Origin of the sequence: Rhizobacter sp., assembly GCA_019635355.1 — a bacterium.
In the GTDB taxonomy this organism is placed as follows: domain Bacteria; phylum Pseudomonadota; class Gammaproteobacteria; order Burkholderiales; family Burkholderiaceae_C; genus Rhizobacter.
In genome coordinates this window covers 3647918-3670791 of the sequence record JAHBZQ010000001.1, presented here as the reverse complement: position 1 = coordinate 3670791, position 22874 = coordinate 3647918, and the positions used below count along the sequence as shown (strand labels likewise).

Genomic DNA, 22874 nt, shown 5'->3' with positions numbered 1-22874 from the left:
AGCAATCGACGTGCGACCCAGGGGTGGAACGGGACGCGAAATGATTGTCTTGCCAATGTAATCCGGCGGTAACCACCGGGTCGCAGGGGGTCATGCAAAGTTTGCATAGCGCCATGCAACCCGCATGTGAACTTGTTCCGCCGCGTCGAACGTGCGTGCAGTTACTTCGCGGGCACATGGCTTTTAAGATGCACGGCATGACGACCTCACGCCGCCTCCTCCTCGCCGCGTTGGCTTCTGCGGGTTGGCCCGCCGTGCATGCGGTGCAGCGCAAATCCCTCAGCGACCCGCTGCGCCTGGGGGTCGAGCAGGCCTTGATCGAGTCCGGGCTCGCGCCGCAGTTCCAGAAAGCCTTCGGGCGCGACACCGGCGTGGCCGTGCAGCTCGTGCCGGGCCGCAGTGCCGAGCTGCTCGAATCGCTGGAGCGTGGTGAGGTCGACGCCGCGATGACCAACGCGCCCGAACTCGAAACCTCGCTCGAAAAGAAGGGCCTGGCGCACGACCGGCGCCAGCTCGCCGTCGGCGACTTCGTGCTGGTCGGCCCGATGGAAGGCACCGGCAAAAAGGCCAAGGACCCGGTCGGCATTGCGGGTGAACGCGACGTGGCCGCCGCCCTCGCGCGCCTCGCCGAGGCCAAGGCCCGCTTCATCGGCGCGCCCACGGGCTGCGGCGCCCAGATCGCGAGCCTGAAGTTGTGGCACGCGGCCAAGGTGTCGCCGGCCGCGCCCTGGTTCGTGGAAGCCAAGGGCAGCCCGCTCGACCAGGCCTTCGCGGAAGGTGCCTACACGCTGGTCGAACGTGGCGTGTGGCTGGCCAAGGCGCGCAAGCCCTTCGCGCTGATGGTGGAGGGCGACCCGCGCCTCACGACCGAGGTGCACGTGATGCGCTCTTTCCGCGTCAACCACCCGGCCGCCAAGCTCTTCGGCCAGTGGGTCGGCGGCCCGCAGGGCGCAAGGGTGGCCGCCAGCGTGCGCGGCTGGAAGGCCGCGACACGCTGACACGCGGCCGGCATGCGGCATGATGCGCGCCCATGCCGACCCTGCTCAGCCTCAACGTGAGCCTCGCCCGCGAGGTGGAGATCGTCGGCCGCCGTGTGATGACCGGCATCGGCAAGCGCCCCGTGCCGCACGCCGTGGCGGCCAAGCCGCTCGGCCTCGACGGTGACGAGCAGGCCGACCTCAGCGTGCACGGCGGCCTGTCCAAGGCCGTCTACGCCTACCCGGTCGAGCACTACCCGTTCTGGCAGACCGTGCGGGCCCAGGCCAAGGTGTCCGCCTGGGACGAGCCCCTGCCGCCGGGCTCGATCGGCGAAAACCTCACGACCAGCGGGCTGCTCGAAGACCAGGTCTGGGTCGGCGACGTGCTGCGCTTCCCCGACTGCGAACTCGCGGTGAGCGAGCCGCGCTTCCCCTGCTTCAAGTTCAACCACGCGATGGGCTTCAACCACGCGACGAAGCTGATGGGGCAGAACGGCTGGTGCGGGTTCTACCTCGCGGTGCGCACGCCGGGCACGCTGCAGGCGGGGCAGGACTTCGATCTCATCCCCGGCCCGCGCGAGGTGGGCGTCCGGGAGCTCTTCCTCTCCCGGCTGCACCGCAACAAGCTTTAGAAGCCTTCGAGAACGACCTTGCCGCGCGCCGTGCCGCTTTCGATGAAGGCATGGGCACGCTTGAGGTTGGCGGCGTTGATGGGCCCGAAATGCTCGGCGAGTGTCGTGCGCACCCTGCCGTCGTCCACCAGTTGCGCCACCTTCTCCAGCAGATCGTGCTGCGCCTGCATGTCGGGCGTCTGGAACATCGAACGGGTGAACATCGACTCCCAGCGCAACGACAGGCTCTTGCCCTTGAGCAGCATCACGTCGAGCGGCTGCGCCGGGTCGTCGATGAGGCTCAGCCGCCCCTGCGGCGCCAGCGCCTTCACGATCTCGGCGTAGTGAAGATGGGTCTGCGTGAGGCTGGCCACGTGGCTCACCACGGGCACGCCGACCCGCGCCAGCTCTTCGGTCAGCGGCTTGGTGTGGTCGATCACCTGGTGCGCCCCCAGCTCCTTCACCCAGGCCTGCGTCTCGGGCCGCGAGGCCGTGCCGATCACCGTGAGCCCGGTGAGCTGCCGCGCGAGCTGGGTCATGATCGACCCGACCCCGCCGGCCGCGCCCACGACCAGCAGCGCACCGCGGGTGTCGAGATCGATCTCCAGGCGGTCGAAGAGCACCTCCCACGCGGTGATCGCGGTCAGCGGCAGCGCCGCTCCTTGCGCGAACGACAGGCTCAGCGGCAGATGGCCGACGATGCGCTCGTCCACACACTGCAGCTCGGCGTTGCTGCCCGGGCGGGTGATGTCACCGGCATACCAGACCTTGTCGCCCGGCTTGAAGAGCGTGACCTGCGGGCCGACCGCCTTCACCACGCCCGTGGCATCCCAGCCCAGCACCTTCACCTCGCCGGCCGGCGGCGCGGCGCGCTTGCGCACCTTGGTGTCGACCGGGTTGACCGAAACCGCCTTCACCTCGACCAGCAGGTCGCGCAGGCCGGGCGTGGGCTCCGGGAGGGTGACGTCGAGCAGCGACTCGGCATGTTCGATGGGCAGGGACTGGCGATAGGCAACGGCTTTCATGGCGGCTCCAGCGAAAAGGGAAATGAGAGTGCAGGCACTGTAGAAGTGCTGCCCGGATTTGATAATCCGTCTCGAAACACAATCAGCTTCAACTCGCTTTTGAAGATGAACCTGCCGCCTGACCTCCAGCTTTCGCAGCTCCAGCTCTTCGTCCGGCTGGCCAACGCCGGCACCTTGAGCGCGGCGGCGCGCCAGCTCCAGCTCACCCCGGCCGCCGCCAGCGCGGCGCTGAAGCGGCTGGAAGCCGCGCTCTCCGTTCGCCTCGTCGAACGCTCCACCCGCTCGATGCGCCTCACGCCCGAAGGCGAGCTGCTGCGCGAGCATGCCGAGCGCGCCCTCGGCGTGCTCGACGACGCCCGCTCCCTGCTCGGCGCCCAGCGCGAGACGCTCGAAGGCGAAGTCCACCTCGCCGCGCCTGCCGACCTCGGCCGCCAGGTGCTGAGCCCGATGCTCGACGACATCCTCGCCCGCCACCCCGGCCTGCGCATCGCGCTGCAAGTGAGCGACGTGCGCCAGGACCTGCTGCGCGACCGCGTCGACATCGCCGTGCGCTACGGCGAGCTGCACGACTCCAACCTCGTCGCCCGCCGCCTGCACACGACGCAATCGACACTCGTCGCCTCGCCCGCCTACCTGGCCCGCCACGGCACGCCGCAGCACCCGCGCGAGCTGGCGCAGCACAACTGCCTCGCGCTGCACCGCGCCGAACGGCCGCACACGCAGTGGGTGTTCCAGCGCGACGGCGCCGAATTCACGGTGAAGGTGGCGGGCAACCGCCGCGCCGACGACGGCGGCCTGGTGCGGGAATGGGCCGTGCAGGGCCTGGGCATCGCGCAGAAGGCCCGGCTCGACGTGCTGGCCGACCTGCGCGCCGGCCGCCTGGTCGAGCTGATGCCGCAGTGGCAGGGCCTGCGCTACCCGCTGCACGCCATCGTCACCGCGCAGCGCCACCTGCCGCTGCGGGTGCGCCGTCTGCTCGACGAGCTGGTGCTGCAGTTCGCGGCGATCGATGAGGCCGACAATACGCCGTCCACCCCAGCCTGAACCCACCATGCTCGCCTACCGACACGCCTTCCATGCGGGCAACCACGCCGACGTGCTCAAGCACATCGTCTTCATGCGCGTGCTGCGCTACCTGAACCAGAAAGACAAGCCGTACCGCCTGGTCGACACCCACGCCGGGGCCGGCGGCTACTCGCTCGAAGGCCAGTACGCGCAGAAGAAGAACGAATACGTCGAGGGCATCGGCCGGCTGTGGGAGAAAGAGAAGAGCGGCGACGAGCTGCCCGAAGCCGTGGCCGACTACCTCGCCGCCGTGCGCCAGTTCAACCCCGACGGCAAGCTCACGCAGTACCCCGGCTCGCCGGCCTTCGCGCAGATGCTGCTGCGCCCGCAAGACCAGCTGCGGCTCTTCGAGCTGCACAACACCGACCACCGCATCCTCGCGTCCTACCTCGGCGACACCAAGGGCGTGCAGATCTACAACGCCGACGGCTTCGACGGCCTGAAAGGCCAGCTGCCGCCGCATTCGCGCCGGGGCGCGGTGCTGATGGACCCGAGCTACGAAGGCCACCACGACTACGGCCGGGTGATCGCCTCGCTGCGCGAAGCGCTGCAGCGTTTCGCCGAAGGGGTGTACATGGTCTGGTACCCGCAGGTGACCAAGGTCGAGGCAGCCCAGCTGCCGCGCCGGCTGGAGGCGCTGGCGCCCAAGGGCTTCCTGCACGTGCGGCTGACCGTGCAGCGGCCCGACTCGCAAGGCTTCGGCCTCGCCGGCAGCGGCATGTTCATCCTCAACCCGCCGTACACGCTGCACGACGAGATGCAGGCGCTGCTGCCCTGGCTGGTGGAGGTGCTGGGCCAGTACGACGACGCGAACTACCTCATCGAACAGCGGGCCGCCTGATCATGTCGTCCGACACCGCGTTCCAGACAGGTCCCCTCGCCGGCCTCAAGGTGCTGGAGATGGGCCAGCTCATCGCCGGCCCCTTCGCCGCCAAGACGCTGGCCGACTTCGGCGCCGAGGTCATCAAGATCGAACCCCCCGGCAGCGGCGACCCGCTGCGCCAGTGGCGCCTGCTGCACAACGGCACCAGCGTGTGGTGGCAGGTGCAGTCGCGCAACAAGAAGAGCGTGGCGCTCGACCTCAAGCAGCCCGAGGCGCGCGAGATCGTGAAGCGGCTCGCCGCCGAGTGCGACGTGCTGATCGAGAACTTCAAGCCCGGCGTGATGGAGGCCTGGGGTTTGTCATACGAAGCACTGAGCGCGCTGAACCCGAAGCTCATCATGCTGCGCATCAGCGGCTACGGTCAGACGGGGCCTTACAAGGATCGCCCGGGCTTCGGCGTGGTGGCCGAAGCGATGGGCGGCCTGCGCTACCTGACCGGCGAGCCGGGGCGTGTGCCTGTGCGTGTGGGCGTGAGCATCGGCGACACGCTGGCCTCGCTGCACGGCGTGATCGGCATCCTGATGGCGCTGCACCACCGCCATGCCTCGGGCAAGGGGCAAGTCGTCGACGTCGCGCTCTACGAGGCCGTCTTCAACTGCATGGAAAGCCTGTTGCCCGAGTACAGCGCCTTCGGCACCGTGCGTGAAGCGGCCGGTTCGGCCCTCCCGGGCATCGCACCCAGCAACGCCTACCCCTGCACCGACGGCTGGGTGCTCGTGGCCGGCAACGGCGACAGCATCTTTACCCGCCTCATGCGCACCATCGGCCGCAGCGACTGGGCCGACGACCCCACGCTCGTCGGCAACGCCGCGCGCGTGAAGCGGGTCGACGAGATCGACGCCGCCATCGGCGCCTGGACGCAAACCCGCAGCGTCACCGAGGTGCTCAGCGCGCTCAACGCCGCCCAGGTGCCGGCCGGCCGCCTCTACACCGCGCGCGACATCGCCGAAGACCCGCACTACCGCGCCCGCGGCATGGTGGAGACGGTGACCTCGGCCGACGGCCTCACCGTCGACGTGCCCGGCATCGTGCCCAAGCTCTCGGCCACGCCGGGGCGCATCACCCGCCGCGCGCCAACGCTCGGCGAAGACACCAGCGCGGTGCTGCGCGAGATCGGCATCACGCCCGAGCAGGAAGCCCGCCTGCGCGAACGCGGCGTGCTGTGACCGCGGGCGTGCCGCTCTACGCCCTGGCCGGCGCGCTGCTGGCCCTGGCCACGCTCGCGGCCCTGGTGTGGTGGCGCCGACGCCCACCCGCCCACGCCGCCGACGACAGCACCCTGCTGCCGGCCGGCACCGACTACGAGCAGCTCTTCACGCTGTGCCCCAACCCCATGTTCGCCTACGACGTGGAGACGCTCGGCTTCCTCGCCGTCAACGGCGCGATGCTGCGCCGCTACGGCTACACGCAGGACGAGCTGCTGAAGATGACGCTGGCCGACATCCGTCCCCCCGAAGACGTGCCGGCCATGCACGAGATCACGCGCGAGGTGCGCGAAAAGCCGAGCGTGGCGGTCCCCGGGGTTTGGCGGCATCGCCGCAAGGACGGCAGCATCTTCCACGTGCGCGTCAGCGGCCACACCCTCACCTACCGCGGCCGCGCCGTGCGCCTGGTGCAGGTGATGGACGTGAGCGCCGAGGTCGCGCTGCAGGCCGAGCGCGAGCAGATGATCGCCAAGCTGCAGCACTCGCGCGAGTGGCTCGCCACCGCCATCAACGCCGGGCGGGTGGCGCTGTGGGAGCGCGACCTCGTCACCGGCGGCCTGGTGCTCGGCGGGCGCTGGGCCGAGGTGCTGGGCACCACCCCGAGAGCCTTCGGCGCGGTGACGGTGCGCTCCTTCGAGGAACGCTGCCACCCCGACGACCTGGCCGCGGCCGGCGCACGGTTCAGCGCGTACCTGAAGGACCCGACCGCCGCCCCCTACAGCGACGAGTTCCGCATCCGCCACGAAAGCGGCAGCTGGATCTGGCTGCTGGTGCAGGGCCGCATCGCCGAGCGTGGCTCCGACGGCCGGGTGCGCCGCGTGGTCGGCACCTTCGTCGACATCTCGCCGCTCAAGGCCGCGCAGCACGCGCTCGCGCAGGCCCAGGCCGCCGAGCAGGCCAGTGCGATGAAGACACAGTTCCTCGGCCGAGTGAGCCATGAGTTGCGCACGCCACTCAACGCGGTGATCGGCTTCTCGCAGCTGCTGCAGCTCGACGAACGCGCCCCGCTCACCGAGCAGCAGAAGGAGCGCGTCGTCCACATCGAACGTGCCGGCCAGCACCTGCTGGGCCTCATCACCGACCTGATGGACCTGAGCCGCATCGAGCTCGGGGCGGTCGAACTGCAGCCGGAGCCGGTCGACCTGCCGCGCCTGCTCGACGACAGCCTGGCGATGGTGCGGGCGCAGGTCGACGAGCGCTCGGTCACCGTCGAACGTGAGATCGAGCCGGGCCTGCCACCCGTGCAAGCCGACCCGCTGCGGCTGCGCCAATGTGTGCTGAACCTGCTGTCGAACGCCATCAAGTACGGGCTGGCTCCCGGCCGCGTGCGGGTGAGCGCGCGCCGCACCGCCACCGGCGAGGTGGCCCTCTCGGTGTGGAACGCCGGTGTCGGGATGACACCGGAGCAGCTCGCGCGCCTCTACGAGCCCTTCAACCGCCTCGGCCGCAACGCGAGCCACGGTGAAGGCACCGGCATCGGCCTGGCCATCAGCCGCCAGCTGATCGAGCGCATGGGCGGCCGCATCGAGGCCGACAGCGAAGCCGGTGCCTGGGCCCGCTTCACCGTGACCTTGCTCACGAGCACCCGCTGACCCGCCCTCGCGCCGCGGGTAAACCCCGCCGCGCCCGGGCCCAAAAGAACAAGCCGGTACAAGTGGTCGCCGCAGGCCGGGCGAAGAATCTGCTCATGTGCACGGGTGTGCACATTCCAAGACCAACTACCACAAACCTGATTGGAGACCTTCGTGAAACTTTCAACGCGCACCCTGGTGCGGGCCGGCCTGGCCCTCGCCCTCACTGCCGCCTCGGCCCTGGCCTCGGCCCAGACCAGCTTCAGCGCCACCTACAAGGGCGGCAGCACCTCGTCGTGCGGCACCACCTACAACATCACCGGCGCCGAGCCCACCGCCTCCGGCAAGTACCCGGTGTACATCCACATCGGCGGCACCGGCGAGAACTACAACAGCGCCTGGGCGATGGCCGCCGTCAACGCGATGGCCGCCAAGGGCTTCGTGGCCGCCACCGTCGCCTACGACAACGGCAGCTTCGGCACCTGCAGCACCATCAGCACGCGTGCCAAGTGCATCTTCAACGGGGCCAACAGCAACTCGGCCATCGCCAAGATCTGCGCCCGCGCCAAGGCCGATTGCTCCAAGGGCGTGGTCACCGGCGGCCTGAGCCAGGGTTCGATCATCTCGGTGCTGTCGCGCAACTTCGACAGCCGCATCCGCGCCTCGATGGGCCAGGGCACGGGCTCCACCTACACCGCCGCCTACAACCTCGAGTCGTGCATGGCCAACGGCAAGCACACCCAGCCGGGTGACCGCCTGCGCATTATCAACGGCGAGCGCGACATGTTCGTCGGTGGCACCGAAGCCATCGCCCGCTCGCAGGCCACGCTCGTGACCGGCCGCTCCTGCACGGGCGCCACCGAGTGCTTCGGCAGCAACGGCTCCGGCTGGGCAATCGTCAAGGACTACCAGGTGCTCGACCTCTACGCCGACCACTGCTTCATGGGCCTGGGCACCTATGGCGCGCAGTGCACCGGCCTGCCGGTCGACAGCAACTACCAGTACGGCTCGGGTGCCTGGGCGCTGCCCGCCACCACGAACTGGCTGAAGAGCTTCGTCACCCCCTGAGGCATCGTCCTCGCACGCGCCCCCAAGGACCTGACGTGGACCGCCTGGCCAACACCCGCCACGCTGCCGCATCGCCCCGGGGGCGCATGCGTCTCTTCGAAGACGGCTTCCTCTACACCAGCACTGGCACCGATTCGCAGAGCGCCCGCCACAGCGCGTCGCTGCTGCTGGCCTTGACCGACGCCGACTTCGAGATCGACGTCGGCGGCCAGACCCAGCGGGTGCGTGCGGTGGCGGTGCGCCCCTTCGCCGCCAAGCGCCTGCATGCCTGCGGCGTGCCCTTCGCGTGCATCGACGCGTCGACCGAACACCCGCTGTACCGCGCCTTCGCCTTCCTGCCGGAGCCGGGCTACAAGGTGCTGCCGCCCGAAGCTTTCGAGCCGGCGATGCCGGCGCTCGATGCCTTCCGCCGCGGCGAGATGACCTCTCGCACCACTCGCCTGCTGTACCGCCGCATCTTCGAGCTGGCGCGCGACCTGCTGCCGCCGCCTCCGAAGCTCGACACGCGCGTGGAGCGTGTCATCGCCCTGCTCGACGCCGACCACACGCTGGGCGTGGCCGAGCTGGCCAACGCGGTGTGCGTGTCGCGCGACCGCCTCTCGCACCTCTTCACGCAGGAGATGGGGCTGCCGCTGCGCAAGTACTGCCAGTCGCTGAAGATCCGCGCCGCCGCGCGCCTGCTCGGCTCGGGCATGAACTTCACCCAGATCGCCGCCGCCGCCGGCTTCACCGACTCGGCGCACTTCTCGAAGATCTGGGCCCACGCCTACGGCGCGTCGCCCGCCTACTTCTACACGAGCGGCGCCGTCAGCTTCTACCCGCCGCGCGCGGTGCGGATCGAAGGCAGCAGCGCGGTGTCGTCGCGCTTCAGGTCGCGGAACGCCGCAAACAACCACGACCGCATCCCCACCACCAAGGTGTAGGGCCGCTTCTGGTCGGGCGGCAGCTTCTGGTCGGCCAGGTGCTGCTGGGCGAAGTCCTGACCCACGCGCTGCAGGCGCTCCATGAAGGTCGCCGCCAGGCTCTTGCCGACCTGGCCGTGCACAAGCATCAGCATCTCGCCTTCGCCGTCGAAGCCGCCGCTGAAGTAGTCGTCGACCACGTGTTCGCGGAAGAAGGCCATCACCGGGCCGTCCGGCCGCCAGCGGAAGGTCTTGGCCAATTGCAGCCGGTAGCGGTTGAGCGGGCGCAGCTCGATGATGCCGATCTTGTCGAGCTGGGTCAGGTACTTCACGCACTCGGCTTCAGTGAGCGTGTAGGTGGCGACCACCTGCTCGAAGGTCCACTGGCTCATGCAGCAGATGGCCATCAGCATCAGGCGCTTGTCGGCCACCACCGCCTTCTCCTGCTCGAGCGTGAGCTCGCGGCGCAGCGGCTGCGCGTCGGCCACCTTGCGCGCGAGTTCGGCGAAATCCATCTTCAGCACCCGCAGCACGTCGTCGATGCGTGAGAGCGGCATGTCGGCCTTGGCGAAGATGCGCTTGATGCTCGACTCCGACATGTCGAGGTGCTCGGCCAGCTCGGCGTAGGTGATGCCGGCGGCCTTGAGCTCGGCCTTGAGTGCCGTGACCAGATCTTGTGTTGTGCTCATTCCCGTGACCCCCTGAAGTACCGGCAAACGATACCAGCCGGCCGGAGCCGCGCAACCTCTCCTGGAACGCTTGAACCCGATCGGGCGGCTGCAGATCATCCGCCCCGTGTTCAACCAACCCAAGGATGTCATGCACACCCCCGCCGCCCCCCGCCCCGACACCAAGGCCTGGAAGCTCCAGGTGTGGGTCTCGTTCGGCGTCGCCGCCACGCTCTGCGCCACGGGCCTGGCCTACCTGCCCGGCGCCGACCTGGACCGCGCGTTCATGGTGATGGGCTACGTGTTCTGCCTGTCCACCGCCTTCGCGCTCGCCAAGTACGTGCGCGACAACGAAGGCCGGCGCGTCGACACGCCGATGTGGGGCAGCGTGGTCTGGGGCGGCTTCGCGCTTGCGATGGCGCTCACCGGCTGGGGCCTCTACCGCATGGAGATCAACCCGACCTACAAGGCCTACCTCGGCGTGTGCTGGCTGTTCCTGATCTCCAGCGTGTTCACGCTCGCCAAGACGCTGCGCGACGCGCACGAGGTGCTGATCGCCCAGGCCCGCCGCGACGGCATGGCGATGCGCGGTGCGCGTGACACGGAATGAGGAGCGATGCCATGAAACGACTCGTCCTGCCCCTGCTGCTCTCGGCCTCGCTGGCGGCAAGCCCCGCACGGGCCCACCCGCCCAACGCGTCGGACGCGAGCGCCTTGTCGATGCTGCCCATCGCGGTGTCGGTCGCCGCGCCGGCGATGCTGCTCTCGGCCGGCGCGATGCTCACCGTCGTGGCGGTCGAGGCTTCGGCCACCGGCGTGGTGTGCATCCTGGAGCGGGCGTCCGATGGCGCACGGGCCAGCGTCACGCTCAGCACGCAGGGCGCCGCGGCGCTGTCGATAGGTGTCGGCACGGTGGTCACCGTGAGCGCCTTCAGCGCCGGCTGGGTGCTCTCGGCCGCCGGCCGCGCCATCGCCTACATCCCCAACGAGATCGGCGCCGCGCTGCTCTACAACGAACGGGTGACACGATGAACCGGAAATGGGCTGCGGCGCTGGTGCTGGCAGCGTTCACCACCCTCGCCCACGCCGGCCGCCCCTGCGAGCCCAAGCCGCCCGAGGCGCGCAACGTGGAGCGCGCGATGGTGCTCGCCGAGCGCACCGCCCGCACGCTCGACGCGAGCGGCGCGCAGGTGGTGGTGCTGGCCCGTGCCGGCCAGGACCTGAGCGAGTACGGCCTGCGCTACTCGCACCTCGGCCTCGCCTACCGCGAGGGCGGCAAATGGCGCGTGGCTCACAAGCTCAACCAGTGCGGCACCGCGCACGCGGCCGTCTACCGCCAAGGCCTGGGCGAATTCTTCCTCGACGACCTGCACGAGTACCAGGCCGGCGTGGTGCTGCTGCGCCCCGACGTGCAGGCCCGCCTGCTGCCCGCGCTGCGCGACAACCAGCGCCTCGCGCAAGCGCACACCGAGCGCTACAACATGGTCGCCTACCCGTGGGCGCAGCGTTACCAGCAGTCGAACCAGTGGGCCATCGAGACGCTGGCGATGGCGATGGACCCGGGCGCCGTGACCCGCGAGCGGGCCCAGCTCTGGCTCCAGCGCGAGGGCTACCAGCCGACCACGCTGCACCTCTCGGCCTTCAAGCGCCTGGGGGCCCGCGTGACCGCTGCCAACGTCGCCTTCGACGACCACCCCGACGGCAAGCGCTTCCGCGACCGCATCGAAACGGTGACGGTCGACTCGGTGTTCAGCTGGCTCGCGAGAACTGGCATGGGGAACCCCGTGCAAGTCATACGCTGAGGGCCCTCTCAGATCGCCGTCGCGACTGCACAATCGCCCCCCATGTCCGTCGTCCGCTCCCCTTTCTTCATCGTCACCACCGCGTCGGCACTGGTGCTCGGCGCCGCTGCGCTGATGGCTCGCCCCGCCCCCACCGAAGCGCCCCTCGCCCGCCTGAAAGACGCCTGCGCCTCGAAAGACGTGAGCTTGCGCGGCGAGCCGCACCGCCTGCTGGCCATCTGCACGCGCAGCGCCCCCGAGTCGGCCCCCAACGACCCCGGCCGCATCGACCTCTACCTGCTCAAGCGCGACGCCGAGGGCTGGCAGCCGGTGGCGCAGAAGCTCGGCCTGGAAAGCGGCCAGATGGGCCGGCCCGGCGAGGTCAACGTGCTGCAGCTCGGCGCGAACCTCTACGGCTTCGAGATCAGCGACACCTCGGTGAGCCAGGGTTACCTGCTGGGCGGCACGCGCCTGTACGTTCCCCGCGACGCGGGCTTCCAGGTCGCGCTCGACATCACCTCCACCGTGCGCAACACCGGCACGCACGAGTGCGCGCACGCCACGCCGGCCGTGTGCAACGATTTCTCGCGCCGATTGAAGGTCGAGGTGCGCGAGGGCGCAGCCGCGTACCCGCTGCGCATCACGAGCCTCGGCCAGTTTCACGGCGAGCGGGTGTCGGCCACGCACGTGCTGAGCTTCGATGCCAAACGCGCGCAGTACAAGCTGCCGGCCGGCTTCGAAGCGCAAGTCGAATAACGATCACGAGGGACCTCCTTGAGCAGCCACGACCACCCCAACCAGTTCGCGCTGCTCCAGCAGCGCCGCTTCGCGCCTTTCTTCTGGACGCAGTTCCTCGGCGCCGGGAACGACAACCTCTTCAAGTTCGCGCTCACGGTGATGGTGACCTACCAGATCCAGGTGAGTTGGCTGCCGGCGTCGCTGGCCGGTCTCGTGATCGGGGCGCTCTTCATCCTGCCCTTCCTGCTCTTCTCGGCCACGAGCGGCCAGCTCACCGACAAGCACGACAAGACGGCCATGATCCGCTTCGTGAAGTGGTTCGAGATCGTGGTGATGGCGATCGCGGCCTGGGGCTTCATGACGGCCAACGTGCCGGTGCTCCTGGCCTGCGTGTTCCTGATGGGCCTGCACTCCACGCTCTTCGGGCCGGTGAAGTTCGCCTACCTGCCGCAGCACCTCAACGAGCGTGAGCTGACCGGTGGCAACGGCATGGTCGAGATGGGCACCTTCGTGGCCATCCTGATCGGCAACGTGGTGGGCGGGCTGCTCGTCGCCATCCCGCAAGTCGGGCCGACCTACATCGCCTGGGCCTGCGTCGGCCTCGCCGTGCTGGGCCGTGTGCTGGCGCAGGCGGTGCCGCCGACCCCCGCCACCGACCCGACGCTCAGGATCAACTGGAACCCGTTCACCGAGACCTGGCGCAACCTGAAGCTCGCGCACGAGAACGTGGCCGTGTTCCGCTCGCTGCTCGGCATCTCGTGGATGTGGTTCTTCGGCGCGGTGTTCCTGGCGCAGTTCCCCTCCGTCGCGAAGGAGGTGCTGCATGGCGACGAGCACGTGGCCTCGATGCTGCTCGTGGTGTTTTCCATCGGCATCGGCATCGGCTCGCTGATGTGCGAGATGCTGTCGCGCCGGCATGTGGAGATCGGCCTCGTGCCGCTGGGCGCCATCGGCATGAGCGTGTTCGCGATCGACCTGTATTTCGCCTCGCGCGGCCTGCCACCTTCGGCGCCGCAGACGGTGGCCGCCTTTATCGCTCAGCCCGCCCATTGGCGCGTGATGGCCGACCTGCTGCTGCTCTCGCTCTTCGCCGGCATCTACAGCGTGCCGATGTATGCGCTGATCCAGCTGCGCTCGAAACCCACGCACCGCGCCCGAATCATTGCTGCCAACAACATCCTGAACGCGCTCTTCATGATCGTGAGCTCGGTGATGGTGGGTGTGCTGCTGGCGCTCAAGTTCACCATCCCGCAGGTGTTCCTGATCGTCGGCCTGCTCAATGCGGTGGTCGCGTTCTACATCTTCATGCTGGTGCCCGAGTACCTGCTGCGCTTCGTGGCCTTCCTCGCCACGCGCCTGGCTTACCGCTTCCGCGTGAAGGGCGACGAGCACATTCCGACCGAGGGCGCCGCCATCCTGGTGTGCAACCACGTGAGCTTCGTCGACGCGGTGCTGCTGATGGCCGCGAGCCCCCGCCCCATCGTCTTCATCATGGACCACCGCATCTTCCAGATCCCGGTGCTGGGCTGGATGTTCAGATTAGCGAAGGCGATCCCGATCGCGTCGCAGAAGGAAAACCCCGCCACCTACGAGCGAGCCTTCGTGCGCGCCCGCCAGGTGCTGGCCGAGGGCGACCTGCTCTGCATCTTCCCCGAGGGCGCCATCACCAAGGACGGCCGGCTCGCCGAGTTCAAGGGCGGCATCATGAAGATCCTCGAGACGAACCCGGTGCCGGTGGTGCCGATGGCGCTGCAGAACCTCTGGGGCTCCTTCTTCTCGCGCATCGGCGGCAACGCGATGAGCCAGCCCTTCCGCCGCGGCCTCTGCAGCCGGGTGGGCCTGCTGGCGGGCCCCGCGGTGCCGGCCGCCGAGGTGTCGCCGGCGCTGCTGAAGGAACGTGTCGCGGCCCTCCTGGCCGAGCCTCTTCCTGGCGTGCCCACCGGCGTACCCCGCCCCGCCTAAAATCGCGGGCTTCCTCCAGCCCAACAGCGAGTACCCCGTGGCCGCCACCATCCTCCAGAAACTCCCCGCCGGCGAACGTGTCGGCATCGCCTTCTCGGGCGGCCTCGACACCAGCGCCGCCGTGCACTGGATGCGCAAGAAGGGCGCCACGCCCTGCGCCTACACCGCCAACCTCGGCCAGCCCGACGAAAGCGACTACGAAGACATCCCGCGCAAGGCCAAGGCCTACGGCGCCGACATCGCCCGCCTGGTCGACTGCCGCGCCCAGCTCGTGGCCGAAGGCATCGCCGCCATCCAGGCCGGCGCCTTCCACATCAGCACCGGCGGCGCGACCTACTTCAACACCACGCCGCTCGGCCGCGCCGTGACCGGCACCGCGCTCGTGGTGGCGATGAAGGAAGACAACGTCCACATCTGGGGCGACGGCAGCACCTACAAGGGCAACGACATCGAGCGCTTCTACCGCTACGGCCTCTTGGCCAACCCGGCGCTGCGCATCTACAAGCCCTGGCTCGACCAGACCTTCATCGACGAGCTCGGTGGCCGCAAAGAGATGAGCGAGTTCCTCATCGCCAACGGCTTCGACTACAAGATGAGCGTGGAGAAGGCCTACTCGACCGACTCCAACATGCTGGGCGCCACGCACGAGGCGAAGGACTTGGAGTTCCTCGACAAAGGCCTGCACATCGTCAACCCGATCATGGGCGTGGCCTTCTGGAAAGACGATGTCGTGGTCAAGGCGGAGCGTGTGTCGGTCGCCTTCGAGGAAGGCCGCCCCGTCTCGATCAACGGCGTGCGCTTCGGCAGCGCGGTCGCGCTCTTCGAAGAAGCCAACAAGGTCGGGGGCCGACACGGCCTGGGCATGAGCGACCAGATCGAGAACCGCATCATCGAAGCCAAGAGCCGCGGCATCTACGAAGCCCCGGGCATGGCGCTACTGCACATCGCCTACGAGCGCCTCGTCACCGGCATCCACAACGAAGACACCATCGAGCAGTACCGCACCAACGGCCGCAAGCTCGGCCGCCTGCTGTACCAGGGCCGCTGGTTCGACTCGCAGGCCATGATGCTGCGCGAGAGCGCCCAGCGCTGGATCGCCAAGGCCATCACCGGCGAGGTGACGCTGGAGCTGCGCCGCGGCAACGACTACTCGATCATGAACACGGTGAGCCCCAACCTCACCTACGCGCCCGAGCGCCTGTCGATGGAGAAGGTGGAAGGCGCCTTCCAGCCGGTCGACCGCATCGGCCAGCTCACCATGCGCAACCTCGACATCGCCGACACGCGCCAGAAGCTCGGCATCTACAGCGCCACCGGCCTCCTGGGCGACCAGAGCGAGGGCAGCCTGCCGCTCTTGACGGGCGACAAGCCGAAGGCCTGAACCCCTTCCGCTGACACCCTTGCGACGGCCCCTCTGGGGCCGTTTGCACAAGAATCGCAGCTCAACCGAGGAGACGACCATGAGCAATGAAGAACGGGTTCGCATCAGCGTCGACGAGCGCGGCGTGGCCGAAGTGGCGCTGACCCGCGCCGACAAGATGAACGCCATCGACGCGGCCATGTTCCGCGCGATCAACGACGGCATCGAGCAGCTCAAGGCCGATGCGCGCGTGCGGGTCGTCGTGGTCCACGGCGAGGGCAAGGCCTTCTGCGCCGGCCTCGACATGGGCCGCTTCGCGCAGATGGGCCAGGGCCAGACCAGCGGCACGCTCGGCATGGACCTCTTGACCCGCAGCCGCGGCCTCGCCAACGATGCGCAATACGTGGCCTGGGGCTGGCGCACGCTTCCCGTGCCGGTGATCGCCGCCGTGCACGGCGTGGCCTTCGGCGGCGGCCTGCAGATCGCGCTCGGCGCCGACATCCGCCTCGTGCACCCCGAGGCCAAGCTCGCGGTGATGGAAGTGAAATGGGGCCTGGTGCCCGACATGGCCGGCATCGTGCTCATGACCGAGCTGATGCGCGCCGACGTCGTGCGTGAACTCACCTACACCGGCCGCATCGTCTCGGGCGTCGAAGCGCAGCAGATCGGCCTCGCCACCCGCGTCAGCCAGGACCCGCTGGCCGACGCCCGCGCGCTCGCAGCGCAGATCGCCGCGCAGAGCCCTGACTCGGTACGCGCCAGCAAGCGCCTGCTCAACGGCGCCTCGCCGGTGCAGGCCGGTGCCGTGCTGATGGCCGAGTCGATGGAACAGAAGGCGCTGATCGGCAGCCCCAACCAGCGCGAAGCGGCGCTCGCCGGGCTGGAGAAGCGCGCGCCGGTGTTTCGCTGACGTCTGCGCCACCGCCCCCACCAACGAGGGGCGTGGCAAGTCACGGTTCAGCGATAAATTCCGGGGCCCGCAGGCGCCGACGCAAGGCGCCCGGGCAGGAACCCGCGCCCCGCTCGGCGGCGCGCTCGTCGAACGCAGTTGAGGGAGAAACCGCCATGTCACGTCGTCCACTGAAGGCCGCGGTCGCGCTGGCCGCGCTTGCGCTTGCCGCCTGTGCCACCGAAAGTTCGCGCACCGTTCAAGTCGAGAAGGTGCAGGCCGCCGCCGCGCCCTATGCCGGCGCCCGGGTGCCGGTCTCGATCGGGAAGTTCGACAACCGTTCCAGCTTCCAGCGCGGCGTCTTCTCCGACGGGGTCGACCGGCTGGGCAGCCAGGCGAAGACGACCCTGATCGCCCACCTCCAGCAGTCGCAGCGCTTCTCGGTGCTCGACCGCGACAACCTCTCAGAAACCGGCCAGGAAGCCAAGATCCTCGGCTCGGCGCAGACGCTCAAGGGCGCGTCCTACGTGATCACCGGCGACATCTCCGAATTCGGACGCAAGGAGGTCGGCGACCGGCAGTTCTTCGGCGTGCTGGGGCGCGGCAAGTCGCAGGTGGCCTACGCGAAGATCACGCTCAACGTCGTCAACAGCCTTACCTCGGAAGTCGTCTTCTCGGCACGCGGGGCCGGCGAATACGAACTCTCCAACCGCGAGGTGCTCGGCTTCGGCGGCACGGCCAGCTACGACTCCACGCTCAACGGCAAGGTGCTCGACCTGGCGATGCGCGAAGCGGTCAACAACCTCGTCGCTGGCAAAGACGCCGGCCAGTGGGGGCAGGAGCCGCGCCGGTGAGCGCAGCCAAGCGGCAACGGCGGCTTGCGGTCACCTTCGTTGCAGCCCTCCTGATGGCCGGGTGCGCCAAGCGCGGACCGGGCCCGCTCTACCTGTGGGAATCGTTCCCGCGCCAGCAGTACGAGACGCTGCTGCGCCACGGCGTTCCGCCGGAAGGGCAGATCGCCGACCTGGAGGCCCACGCCGAAAAGGCCCGCGCGCGGGGCGTTGCGCTTCCGCCCGGGTTCCGCGCGCACTGGGGCATGCTGGCCTTGGCGGCCGGTGATGCGGGCAAGGCCCGTGACCTCTGGCAGGCGGAGAAAGCCGCGTTTCCGGAATCGACGCCCTACATCGATCAACTGCTCAAGCGCCTCGAGGCGCCTGCCCCGAAGGAGAAGCAGACATGACGCCGCGCCTGATGACCCTTGCGCTCGCGGGCGTGCTCGCCACGGCGCTGCTGGGCGGGTGCGCCACCAAGCCGCCCCCTTACGACTACAGCGCGTTCCAGAAGGCCCGGCCCGCCACCCTGCTGGTGCTGCCGCCGGTCAACGATTCGCCCGAAGTGAACGCCACGCCCAGCGTCTGGGCGCATGCGACCCGGCCGCTCGCCGAGGCCGGCTACTACGTGCTGCCGGTCACGCTGGTGGACGAGACCTTCCGTCAGAACGGCGTCACGGTGGCGAACGAGATCCAGGAAATTCCCATCCAGAAGCTGCGCGAGGTGTTTGGCGCCGACGCGGCGGTGTACCTGCGCGTGCGGCAATACGGCACCAGCTACGCCGTGGTGGCCAGCGAGTCGCGTGTGACCGTGGAAGGCCGGATCGTCGACCTGCGCACCGGCGAGCTGCTCTGGAAGGGCGCCGCCACGGCCTCGTCGGCCGAGCAGCAAGCACAAAGCCAGGGTGGGCTCGCCGGGATGCTGGTCATGGCCCTGGTGCGGCAGATCGTGAGCACGGCGTCCGACGAGTCGTACAAGTACGCCGCCATCGCCAACGCCCGCCTGCTGGGGGCGCCGCGGTACAACGGCGTCCTGCCCGGGCCGCGCTCGCCCGTCGCGGGCCAGCCCGTGCCGCCACGCTAGGTCGAGACGCCGCGCAGGCGGTCGGCCTTGAACGCCGCGCGGAAGCTCTCGAAGCGCCCTTCGTCGAGCGCCAGCCGCACCTCGCGCATCAGGTTCACGTAGTAGTGCAGGTTGTGGATGCTGGTGAGCATGGGCCCCAGCATCTCGCCGCAGCGGTCGAGGTGGTGCAAATAGGCGCGACTGAAGTTCTGGCAACAGTGGCAGGAGCAGGTCTCGTCGACCGGGCGCTCGTCGGTCTTGTAGCGGGCGTTGCGCAGGCGCAGGTCGCCGAAGCGGGTGAAGAGGTGGCCGTTGCGCGCGTTGCGGGTGGGCATCACGCAGTCGAACATGTCGACGCCGCTCGCCACGCCCTCCACCAGGTCTTCCGGCGTGCCCACGCCCATCAGGTAGCGTGGCTTGTGCGCGGGCAGGCGGTGCGGCGTGTGCGCCATGATGCGCAGCATGTCGTCCTTGGGCTCGCCCACGCTCACGCCGCCGATGGCGTAGCCGGGCAGGTCGAGTTCGACGAGCGCGTTCAGCGACTCCTCGCGCAGGTGCTCAAACATGCCGCCCTGCACGATGCCGAAGAGCGCGTTCGGGTTCTGCAGCTTCTGGAATTCCGTGAGGCAGCGGCTCGCCCAGCGCAGGCTCAGCTCCATCGACAACCTCGCCTCGCGCTCGGTGGTGATGTGGCCCTTGGTCTCGTAAGGTGTGCACTCGTCGAACTGCATGACGATGTCGCTGTTGAGCACCGTCTGGATCTGCATGCTGGTCTCGGGCGTGAGGAAAAGCTTGTCGCCGTTGACGGGTGACGCGAACTTCACGCCTTCCTCGCTGATCTTGCGCATCTCGCCCAGGCTCCACACCTGGAAGCCACCGCTGTCGGTGAGGATGGGTTTCGTCCACGCCTCGAAGCGATGCAGGCCGCCGAACTGCTTCAGGATGTCGAGCCCCGGCCGCAGCCACAGGTGGAAGGTGTTACCGAGGATGATCTGCGCGCCCATCTCTTCGAGCGACGAGGGCATCACGCCCTTCACCGTGCCGTAGGTGCCCACGGGCATGAACACCGGCGTCTCCACGACGCCGTGGTTGAGGGTGAGGCGGCCACGGCGGGCGAGGCCCTCGGTCTTGAGGAGGTCGAACTGCAACATAGGCCGCGATTGTCGCCGCGCCCATGCCAGAGCCCGCGCCGACCTGCGCAAGACATCACGCTCGCGCTGCGCGTGTGGGCCGAGGCGGCGGGCAGAATCGACCGGTTCCCTTGCAGTCCCCATGAAGACGCTTCTCATCGACGACCACCCGCTCTTCCGCGAAGGCCTCGCGCTCCTGATGGCCAGCGCCTTCCCCCAACTCGACATCCGCCAAGCCGACAGCATCGGGCAGGCGATCGAACGACTGCACGGCGAGCCCGACATCCGCCTCGCCCTGCTCGACCTGGGCCTGCCCGACAGCAGCGGCACGCTGAGCCTGCGCCGCCTGCGCGACGCGGCACCCGAGGTGACGGTGGTGGTGCTCTCGGCCGACGAGACGCCCGAGACGGTGCTCGGTGCCATCGACGAAGGCGCGGCCGGATTCATCCCCAAGACCTCGCAGCCGGGCGCGATGCGCGCGGCGCTGGAGACGGTGCTGGCCGGTGGCGTCTACCTGCCGCCGCGCGTGCTGGGCCTGCGCAGCGAAGCGGCCCCGGCCGAGACGGTGCTCGGCCTTTCGCCGCGCCAGCTCGACGTGCTCAAGCTCCTGATTCACGGCAAATCGAACAAGGTGATCTGCCGCGAGCTCGACCTCTCGGAGTCGACGGTGAAGACGCACCTCGGCGCGATCTTCCGCAAGCTCGACGCGAACTCGCGCACGCAGGCCGTGGTGGCCGCGGCGCGCCTGGGCCTGCGCCTGAGCTGAGGCTGCTCAGCCCGTCTCGAACACGCCGAGCCCGGCGATGCGCCCGATCGCGGCCAGCAGCTGCTCGGCCGGGAAGGGCTTGTGCAGCACCGGAATGCCGCTCGCGCTGAAGGTGGCGATGTCTTCGGGCGCGGTGTTGCCGGTGACCATCAGCGCCGGCACCGGCCCGCAGGCGGCGCGCACCGCGTCGATGACCTGCAGGCCGTTGCCCACCGGCAGGCGGTGGTCGGTGAGCAGCAGGTCGGGCACGAAGGGCCGGTCGGCCAGCCACTGCTGCACGGCGGGCAGGCCGTCGAGCGCGGTGACCTCGGCGCCCCAGGCTTCCAGGCGCGAGGCGAGCGCGACGCGCACGGTCTCGTCATCGTCGACCAGCAGCACCCGCTGGCGGGCAAGCGGGCGCACCGCCCCGGGTTTCAGCGGCGTGGTCGGCAGCGCGGGCGCCGCCGGCAGGCGCAGGCTGAAGCACGAGCCGCGGCCCGGCTCGGAGCGCAGCTCGATGCGGCTGCCGAGCAGGTGCGCGCAGCGGGCGACGATGGCGAGACCCAGGCCCAGGCCGAGCGAGCGGTCGCGGCCGGGGTTGTCGAGCTGCACGAATTCCTCGAACACCTCGGCCTGGCGCTCGCGCGCGATGCCGCGGCCGGTGTCCCACACCTGCACGCACACCTGGCCGGCCCGGCGGCGCGCGGCGATCAGCACGCCGCCGCGGTCGGTGTAGCGCAGCGCGTTGGCCACGAGGTTGCGCAGCAGCTGGTCGAGCAGCAGCGGGTCGGCCCGCACGCTCAGGCTCGTGGGGTGCACGCGCAAGCGCAGCCCCTTGGCCTGCGCGGTGGCGGCCTCGGTGGCGGCGATGGCGTCGAACACGCCTTGCAGGCCCACGCCTTCGAAGCGTGGCTTCACCACGCCGGAGTCGAGGCGCGAGAGGTCGAGCAGGCCTTGCAGCAGCTTCTCCATCGCCATCACCGCGTCGTGGGCGCGGTCGATCAGTCGGCGCACGTCGAGCGCCTGCACCTGCTCGCGCACGAGGCCGATGAGCAGGCCGATGGCCACCACCGGCTGGCGCAGGTCGTGGCTCGCGGCGGCAAGGAAGCGGGTCTTCGCCGCGTTGGCCGCCTGCAGCGCCGCGGTGCGGTCGGCCACCCGCTGCTCGAGCTCGGCGTTGAGGCGCGACAGGCTCTGCTGCGTGGTCACGAGGCGCGCGACGAGGCTCCAGGCCGCCGACACCAGCAGCAGCACGCCGCTGTAGTGCGACAGGTAGTAGGCCTCGTAGGGCAGGCGGCTGCCGAGCAGCAGGCCGTCGCGCGCCGAGAGGGCGAGGAAGGTGAGCGCGGTGGCCGCCATCAGCGCCGACTCGGTGCTGCCGTCGCGCCAGCCCTTGCGCAGCAAGAGCCACAGCAGCGGGAAGTAGAGCGCGAAGCCGGGCAGCGCGAGCCAGCGCAGCATGGGCTCCACGAAGCCGGCCGAGGGCAGGCTGTTGGCCAGCGCATAGACCACCAGCGCCACCTTGAAGCCGCGCCAGGCGGTGCCGGTGAAGCGCAGCACGAAGAGCCCGAAGAAGGCCGCGAACCACGCATGGCCGGCACGCACGAGCGTGGCCCAGACGTCGATCGGCACCGGCAGCTCGTTGAGGTAGAGGTTGCTGTTGCGCGCCGCCCAGGCAAGGGTCGCGAGCGCGAACCAGAGGTACATCGGGTCGCGCCGTGTGCGCACCCACAGCAGCAGCATCAGCAGGCCGCCCACCAGCGACACCACGCTCGAGATCAGCGCCCCGTCCTTCTGCCACAGGTTGCGCCAGGTGTAGATCGGCACCAGCGCCTGCTGCGGCGCGAGCTGCACATGCGACAGGCCGGCGCGGTAGCGCGGCAGGCCCTGCACCTGGATCTCGAGCAGGTTGCCCTCGGCGCGCAGCAGGCCGCTCGGCAGCACGAGCAGCAGCGGGGCGTTCCAGCTGAAGGTGTCTTGCGCTCGGGTGCTGCGGCCGTCCCACAGACGCGAGCCGTTGAGCCACACCTGGCCGCTGGTGGCCAGGCGCGGGATGAGCACCGCGGGGTCGTTGACGCCCGCCGCGCTGAAGGGCACGCGGTACCAGACGGCGGGTGGGCCTTCAGGGCGGGTCTCTTTCCAGTTGTCGGGCAGGCGGGTGGCCTGCCAGCCGCTCGCCTGGGCCGGCGGGCGCTCGCTCGCCGACACGAGCGACTCGGCCACGTCGAGCCGCTGGCCGGGCCAGCGCTTCACGTCATGCGTCAGCGCATCGGCCCACCACAGCGAGAGCAGCAGCAGCCCGAGGCAGGTGAGGGGCAGCAGCGCGCGGCGCAGGCGGGAGGCGGAAGTGAGGTCGGCAGGCAAGGGCGAAAGGCGCATGGCGGCACGCAGTATCGGGCGC

General features: G+C 69.6%; 23 protein-coding genes. 19 read left to right on the top strand and 4 right to left on the bottom strand.

The window, feature by feature from the left end:
• The first annotated feature begins 197 nt into the window (after positions 1 to 197).
• Together KF892_16800 and KF892_16795 are read left to right on the top strand one after the other, a co-directional pair.
• On the top strand, positions 198 to 998 hold the full coding sequence (locus tag KF892_16800) for a hypothetical protein (protein ID MBX3626680.1): 801 nt from the start codon (positions 198 to 200) through the stop codon (positions 996 to 998).
• 32 nt (positions 999 to 1030) lie between these two features.
• Positions 1031 to 1609: an MOSC domain-containing protein gene (locus KF892_16795; protein MBX3626679.1), complete on the top strand. Its 579-nt coding sequence runs from the start codon at positions 1031 to 1033 to the stop codon at positions 1607 to 1609.
• Here the strand turns inward: KF892_16795 and KF892_16790 are convergent.
• Positions 1606 to 2613, bottom strand: a complete 1008-nt coding sequence (locus KF892_16790; protein MBX3626678.1) for a zinc-binding alcohol dehydrogenase family protein — start codon at positions 2611 to 2613, stop codon at positions 1606 to 1608. The genes KF892_16795 and KF892_16790 overlap by 4 nt on opposite strands.
• Before the next feature lie 105 nt (positions 2614 to 2718).
• On the opposite strand from KF892_16790, the gene KF892_16785 reads away from it, so the two are divergent.
• The 6 genes from KF892_16785 (at position 2719) to KF892_16760 (ending at position 9328) form a co-directional block, all read left to right on the top strand.
• Positions 2719 to 3657, top strand: coding sequence for a LysR family transcriptional regulator (locus KF892_16785; GenBank protein MBX3626677.1), 939 nt, complete (start codon positions 2719 to 2721; stop codon positions 3655 to 3657).
• Between the two features lie 7 nt (positions 3658 to 3664).
• On the top strand, positions 3665 to 4519 hold the full coding sequence (locus KF892_16780; GenBank protein MBX3626676.1) for a 23S rRNA (adenine(2030)-N(6))-methyltransferase RlmJ: 855 nt from the start codon (positions 3665 to 3667) through the stop codon (positions 4517 to 4519).
• A gap of 2 nt (positions 4520 to 4521) precedes the next feature.
• Entirely contained in the window at positions 4522 to 5727 is a 1206-nt protein-coding gene (locus KF892_16775; GenBank protein MBX3626675.1) for a CoA transferase, read from the top strand.
• 8 nt (positions 5728 to 5735) lie between these two features.
• Positions 5736 to 7358, top strand: a complete 1623-nt coding sequence (locus tag KF892_16770; protein ID MBX3626674.1) for a PAS domain-containing protein — start codon at positions 5736 to 5738, stop codon at positions 7356 to 7358.
• 153 nt (positions 7359 to 7511) lie between these two features.
• Complete coding sequence (locus tag KF892_16765) at positions 7512 to 8405, top strand: hypothetical protein (protein ID MBX3626673.1); 894 nt, start codon at positions 7512 to 7514, stop codon at positions 8403 to 8405.
• Positions 8406 to 8440: 35 nt separating this feature from the next.
• Positions 8441 to 9328 (top strand): helix-turn-helix transcriptional regulator, encoded by an 888-nt coding sequence (locus KF892_16760; protein MBX3626672.1) that lies wholly within the window; start codon positions 8441 to 8443, stop codon positions 9326 to 9328.
• On the opposite strand, the gene KF892_16755 is transcribed toward KF892_16760, so the two are convergent.
• A complete protein-coding gene (locus KF892_16755) occupies positions 9220 to 9996 on the bottom strand; it encodes a helix-turn-helix transcriptional regulator (GenBank protein ID MBX3626671.1) in 777 nt (258 codons plus the stop codon). The genes KF892_16760 and KF892_16755 overlap by 109 nt on opposite strands.
• A gap of 130 nt (positions 9997 to 10126) precedes the next feature.
• On the opposite strand from KF892_16755, the gene KF892_16750 reads away from it, so the two are divergent.
• The 10 genes from KF892_16750 to KF892_16705 all read left to right on the top strand — a co-directional run bounded on the left by KF892_16750 (position 10127) and on the right by KF892_16705 (position 18619).
• Complete coding sequence (locus KF892_16750) at positions 10127 to 10585, top strand: hypothetical protein (GenBank protein ID MBX3626670.1); 459 nt, start codon at positions 10127 to 10129, stop codon at positions 10583 to 10585.
• An 11-nt stretch (positions 10586 to 10596) separates the two neighbouring features.
• Positions 10597 to 11007, top strand: a complete 411-nt coding sequence (locus KF892_16745) for a hypothetical protein (GenBank protein ID MBX3626669.1) — start codon at positions 10597 to 10599, stop codon at positions 11005 to 11007.
• Positions 11004 to 11777, top strand: coding sequence for a DUF2145 domain-containing protein (locus tag KF892_16740; GenBank protein ID MBX3626668.1), 774 nt, complete (start codon positions 11004 to 11006; stop codon positions 11775 to 11777). The genes KF892_16745 and KF892_16740 overlap by 4 nt, the downstream gene beginning before the upstream one ends.
• 42 nt (positions 11778 to 11819) lie before the next feature.
• Positions 11820 to 12512: a hypothetical protein gene (locus KF892_16735; protein MBX3626667.1), complete on the top strand. Its 693-nt coding sequence runs from the start codon at positions 11820 to 11822 to the stop codon at positions 12510 to 12512.
• Between the two features lie 18 nt (positions 12513 to 12530).
• The gene (locus KF892_16730) at positions 12531 to 14456 is read left to right on the top strand and encodes an MFS transporter (GenBank protein MBX3626666.1); all 1926 of its coding nucleotides are present in this window, start codon (positions 12531 to 12533) and stop codon (positions 14454 to 14456) included.
• A 37-nt stretch (positions 14457 to 14493) separates the two neighbouring features.
• Positions 14494 to 15837: an argininosuccinate synthase gene (gene argG / locus KF892_16725; protein MBX3626665.1), complete on the top strand. Its 1344-nt coding sequence runs from the start codon at positions 14494 to 14496 to the stop codon at positions 15835 to 15837.
• Positions 15838 to 15916: 79 nt separating this feature from the next.
• Positions 15917 to 16726: a crotonase/enoyl-CoA hydratase family protein gene (locus tag KF892_16720; protein MBX3626664.1), complete on the top strand. Its 810-nt coding sequence runs from the start codon at positions 15917 to 15919 to the stop codon at positions 16724 to 16726.
• Positions 16727 to 16881: 155 nt separating this feature from the next.
• Positions 16882 to 17559: a CsgG/HfaB family protein gene (locus KF892_16715; protein ID MBX3626663.1), complete on the top strand. Its 678-nt coding sequence runs from the start codon at positions 16882 to 16884 to the stop codon at positions 17557 to 17559.
• Between the two features lie 53 nt (positions 17560 to 17612).
• Positions 17613 to 17945 (top strand): DUF4810 domain-containing protein, encoded by a 333-nt coding sequence (locus KF892_16710; protein ID MBX3626662.1) that lies wholly within the window; start codon positions 17613 to 17615, stop codon positions 17943 to 17945.
• 11 nt (positions 17946 to 17956) lie between these two features.
• On the top strand, positions 17957 to 18619 hold the full coding sequence (locus tag KF892_16705; protein ID MBX3626661.1) for a DUF799 domain-containing protein: 663 nt from the start codon (positions 17957 to 17959) through the stop codon (positions 18617 to 18619).
• Here the strand turns inward: KF892_16705 and tgt are convergent.
• On the bottom strand, positions 18616 to 19749 hold the full coding sequence (gene tgt, locus KF892_16700; protein ID MBX3626660.1) for a tRNA guanosine(34) transglycosylase Tgt: 1134 nt from the start codon (positions 19747 to 19749) through the stop codon (positions 18616 to 18618). The genes KF892_16705 and tgt overlap by 4 nt on opposite strands.
• A gap of 121 nt (positions 19750 to 19870) precedes the next feature.
• Here tgt and KF892_16695 point away from each other — a divergent pair, with 121 nt between their 5' ends.
• Complete coding sequence (locus tag KF892_16695) at positions 19871 to 20494, top strand: response regulator transcription factor (GenBank protein ID MBX3626659.1); 624 nt, start codon at positions 19871 to 19873, stop codon at positions 20492 to 20494.
• Between the two features lie 6 nt (positions 20495 to 20500).
• On the opposite strand, the gene KF892_16690 is transcribed toward KF892_16695, so the two are convergent.
• Positions 20501 to 22852, bottom strand: coding sequence for a response regulator (locus KF892_16690; GenBank protein MBX3626658.1), 2352 nt, complete (start codon positions 22850 to 22852; stop codon positions 20501 to 20503).
• Between the last annotated feature and the right edge of the window lie 22 nt (positions 22853 to 22874).

What these genes read in the sequence shown, in the direction of transcription:
- KF892_16800 (MBX3626680.1), top strand. Translation starts at nt 198, where the DNA reads ATGACGACCTCACGCCGCCTCCTCCTCGCCGCGTTGGCTTCTGCGGGT.
- KF892_16795 (MBX3626679.1), top strand. Translation starts at nt 1,031, where the DNA reads ATGCCGACCCTGCTCAGCCTCAACGTGAGCCTCGCCCGCGAGGTGGAG.
- KF892_16790 (MBX3626678.1), bottom strand. Translation starts at nt 2,613, where the DNA reads ATGAAAGCCGTTGCCTATCGCCAGTCCCTGCCCATCGAACATGCCGAG.
- KF892_16785 (MBX3626677.1), top strand. Translation starts at nt 2,719, where the DNA reads ATGAACCTGCCGCCTGACCTCCAGCTTTCGCAGCTCCAGCTCTTCGTC.
- KF892_16780 (MBX3626676.1), top strand. Translation starts at nt 3,665, where the DNA reads ATGCTCGCCTACCGACACGCCTTCCATGCGGGCAACCACGCCGACGTG.
- KF892_16775 (MBX3626675.1), top strand. Translation starts at nt 4,522, where the DNA reads ATGTCGTCCGACACCGCGTTCCAGACAGGTCCCCTCGCCGGCCTCAAG.
- KF892_16755 (MBX3626671.1), bottom strand. Translation starts at nt 9,996, where the DNA reads ATGAGCACAACACAAGATCTGGTCACGGCACTCAAGGCCGAGCTCAAG.
- KF892_16750 (MBX3626670.1), top strand. Translation starts at nt 10,127, where the DNA reads ATGCACACCCCCGCCGCCCCCCGCCCCGACACCAAGGCCTGGAAGCTC.
- KF892_16745 (MBX3626669.1), top strand. Translation starts at nt 10,597, where the DNA reads ATGAAACGACTCGTCCTGCCCCTGCTGCTCTCGGCCTCGCTGGCGGCA.
- KF892_16740 (MBX3626668.1), top strand. Translation starts at nt 11,004, where the DNA reads ATGAACCGGAAATGGGCTGCGGCGCTGGTGCTGGCAGCGTTCACCACC.
- KF892_16735 (MBX3626667.1), top strand. Translation starts at nt 11,820, where the DNA reads ATGTCCGTCGTCCGCTCCCCTTTCTTCATCGTCACCACCGCGTCGGCA.
- KF892_16720 (MBX3626664.1), top strand. Translation starts at nt 15,917, where the DNA reads ATGAGCAATGAAGAACGGGTTCGCATCAGCGTCGACGAGCGCGGCGTG.
- KF892_16715 (MBX3626663.1), top strand. Translation starts at nt 16,882, where the DNA reads ATGTCACGTCGTCCACTGAAGGCCGCGGTCGCGCTGGCCGCGCTTGCG.
- KF892_16710 (MBX3626662.1), top strand. Translation starts at nt 17,613, where the DNA reads ATGGCCGGGTGCGCCAAGCGCGGACCGGGCCCGCTCTACCTGTGGGAA.
- KF892_16705 (MBX3626661.1), top strand. Translation starts at nt 17,957, where the DNA reads ATGACCCTTGCGCTCGCGGGCGTGCTCGCCACGGCGCTGCTGGGCGGG.
- tgt (MBX3626660.1), bottom strand. Translation starts at nt 19,749, where the DNA reads ATGTTGCAGTTCGACCTCCTCAAGACCGAGGGCCTCGCCCGCCGTGGC.
- KF892_16695 (MBX3626659.1), top strand. Translation starts at nt 19,871, where the DNA reads ATGAAGACGCTTCTCATCGACGACCACCCGCTCTTCCGCGAAGGCCTC.
- KF892_16690 (MBX3626658.1), bottom strand. Translation starts at nt 22,852, where the DNA reads ATGCGCCTTTCGCCCTTGCCTGCCGACCTCACTTCCGCCTCCCGCCTG.